Genomic DNA, 3,127 nt, shown 5'->3' on the forward strand with positions numbered 1-3,127 from the left:
CAGATCGCCAGCGCGCCGGCCCGGGCGACGCGCGCAAAGACCGGGATGTTGAAGATGCCGATGGCGATGATGGCGTTGACGGCGCCCGGTCCGAAGATGGCGGTGATCATGATCGCCGACAGCAAAGCCGGGAAGGCGAAGACGAGGTCGTTCAGCCGCATCAGCGCCTCGTCGACGGGGCCGCCGCGTGCCGCGGCAAAGGCGCCGAGCGGCACGCCGACCCCCATGCCGATGCCGACCGCGACCAGCGCCACGGCAATCGAATTGCGGGCGCCGACCATGACCATCGACAGGATGTCGCGGCCGAAATGGTCGGTGCCGAACCAGTGCGCCAGCGAGGGCGCTTGCGTCTTATCCGATATCACCAGTTTCGTGACGTCATAGGGCGTCCAGGCATAGGAGACGACAGCCATTGCCAGGATCAGCAGGGTGATGACGAAACCGGCAACGAAGGCGGTATTCCCGAACGCCTTGCTCAGGATGCTGCCGAACGTCTCTTCTGATATGTCGATGTGCAGTGTCATTGCCGGCTTCTCAGGCGCGGATCGACGACCGCATAGGAAAGGTCGACCAGCAGATTGACGGCGATGACGGCGGCGACCAGCAGCATGACGACGCTTTCGACGACGATCAGGTCGCGCTGGGTGATGGCCTGGAACACCAGCCTGCCGAGGCCGGGCAGATAGAAAACATTCTCGATGATGATGGTGCCGGCAAGCAGGAAGGCGAACTGCAGGCCCAGAATGGTCAGCACCGGAATCATGGCGTTGCGCAGCGCGTGCCGCCACAGCACAGCTCGGTAGGGCAGACCCTTGGCGCGGGCGGTACGAATATAGTCCTCGTTCAGCACCTCGATCAGCGCCGAGCGGGTGACGCGCGCCAGAATCGCGGCTTGCGGCAAGGCAAGCGCCAACGCCGGCAGCAGCAGCGACTTCAAGGCTGGCCAGACGCCGGCACTCCAGCCGGGAAAGCCGCCAGCAGGAACCAGCCGCAGCCAGACGGCGAAGACATAGATCAGCATCAGCGCGAACCAGAAATTGGGCACGGCGACGCCAAGCTGTGCGGCGCCCATGGAAATCGTATCACCGGCCCGTCCACGCCGGCTGGCGGAAAACAGGCCGACGGGAATCGCGATGAGGGTGGAGAGCGCAAGCGCAATCAGCGCCAGCGGCAGCGAGACGGCCAGCCGCTCGCGAACCAGACCGATGACCGGCACCGAATAGGTGTAGGAGCGGCCGAAATCGAGGCTGAGCAGGCCGCCCGCCCAGTGCAGATAGCGCCAAGCCAGCGGCGCGTTGAGGCCCATCTGGTTGCGCAGCAACTCGACCTGGTCGGCACTGGCATTCAGGCCCAGCATTAGCCGCGCCGGATCGCCGGGCAGGACCTCCAGGACGGCGAACACCACCATGGAAGCCAGCACCAGCGTGGCGATGGCGATGGCGAGGCGTTTTAGGAGGTAGGCGGTCATGGAAGGTGGGGGATCATTCGCTCCACTTCACCTTGGTCAAATCATTGGCCTGGATCGGGGCGTTTTCCCACAGCCCTTGCAGCTTGGCGTCCCAGACGCCGATCTTCGGCAATTCATAGAGGAAGCCGACCACCGCATCGTCGGCCAGGATCTTCTGCGCTTGCCCCAGCAATTCCTTGCGCTTGGCTTCGTCGGAGGTGACGCCGAGATCGGCAATCACGTTGTCGAAGGCCGGGTTGTCGTAGTTGAAGTAATAATCCTTGCGCGAATAGATATCGATGTCGTTGGGCTCGGTGTGGGAGACGATCGTCAGGTCGTAATCCTTCTTGGTGAACACCTGGTCCAGCCACTGTGCCCATTCGACCGGAATGATTTCCAGATCGATGCCAACGTCGCGAAGCTGCGAGGCGATGATTTCGCCACCGAGACGGGCATAGGTGGGCGGCGGCAGTTTCAGCGTCGCCTTGAAGCCGTTCTCGAGGCCTGCCTCTTTCAGCAATTCCTTGGCCTTGGCGACATCATGCGGGTAGCGGCCGGTGAGGTCGACATAGTCCTTGTTGGCCGGCGACATATGCGAGCCGATCGGCTGGCCGAGGCCGGCCGAGGCGCCGTCGATGATGGCCTTGCGGTCGAGCGCGTAAGAGATCGCCTGCCTCACCTGCAGCTTGTCGAAAGGCGGCTTCTTGTTGTTGATCGACAGGATGGTCTCACCCTCGGTCGCGCCGATCACCACCTTGAAGCGCGGGTCGTCCTTGACCTGGGCGACGCTGTCGGCATCGAAGAACGGGAAAGCCTGGATGTCGCCCGAGAGCAGCGCCGGCACATAGGCCGCGGCATCCGGCACGATGCGAAACTCGGCCTTGTCGAGCGACGCCGGCGTGCCCCAGTAATTGTCCGATTTGACCAGCGTGATCGACGATCCCTTGGCCCAGCTCTGGAACTTGAACGGGCCGGTGCCGATCGGTTTCTCCTTGTTGGTGTCGGCAGATTCCGGCGCCACGATCACCGCGTCGCCCCAGCCCATATTGTAGAGGAACGAGCCCTGCGGGTTCTTCAGCGTGACCTTGACGGTTGCCGGATCGACGACGTCGACCTTGTCGATGGCGGCGAACAGGCCCTTTTGCGCGTTGACGGAGTTGTCGGCTCGCGCCCGGTCGAGCGAGAATTTCACGTCGGCGGCATCGAAGTCGGTGCCGTCATGGAATTTCACGCCGGTGTGCAGCTTGAAGGTGTAGACCTTGCCGTCATCGGAAATGGTCCAGCTTTCGGCCAGATCCGGGAGCACCTCGCCATTCGGCCCGATGCGCGTCAGGCCTTCGAACACATTGGCATAGAGAACCTCGTCGATCGCTGCGGCGGCACCGGCGGTCGGATCGAGATGCGGGGGTTCGAGCGGAATGCCGATGACCAGGTCGGTTCGCGCGGCGAACGCAGAGGTGCCGGCGGCCAGCGACAGCACCGCGGCCGCCAGAATGGTTTTCCACAATTTCATCGTGCAACTCCCCATGCGTTCAGACACGTGCTCGAACCCGAGTGATAGAAGCGTGATTTCGCCACGGAGTAAATTGCGTTTCGTTCTGCCCCTTGGCGTGGCCGGGAATGTTTTTGTCCTGGCGACCGCATCGGCAGTCGAAGCTTGTCGCGGTGCACACCTTATCC

The 3,127-nt window shown here is 63.0% G+C and carries 3 protein-coding genes; all 3 read right to left on the reverse strand.

Features of this window, described 5'->3' with window-relative positions; genetic code table 11:
* The coding region (locus tag ENZ75_RS26455; protein WP_164888014.1) for an ABC transporter permease at positions 1-524 on the reverse strand (524 nt) is incomplete at its 3' end.
* A complete protein-coding gene (locus ENZ75_RS26460; protein ID WP_063168181.1) occupies positions 521-1,468 on the reverse strand; it encodes an ABC transporter permease in 948 nt (315 codons plus the stop codon). The genes ENZ75_RS26455 and ENZ75_RS26460, both read right to left, overlap by 4 nt.
* 13 nt (positions 1,469-1,481) lie before the next feature.
* Positions 1,482-2,960, reverse strand: coding sequence for an ABC transporter substrate-binding protein (locus ENZ75_RS26465; RefSeq protein ID WP_063168180.1), 1,479 nt, complete (start codon positions 2,958-2,960; stop codon positions 1,482-1,484).
* Between the last annotated feature and the right edge of the window lie 167 nt (positions 2,961-3,127).

The sequence above is a fragment of the Mesorhizobium sp. M7A.F.Ca.CA.002.04.1.1 genome (assembly GCF_004022805.1).
In the GTDB taxonomy this organism is placed as follows: Bacteria; Pseudomonadota; Alphaproteobacteria; order Rhizobiales; family Rhizobiaceae; genus Mesorhizobium; species Mesorhizobium ciceri.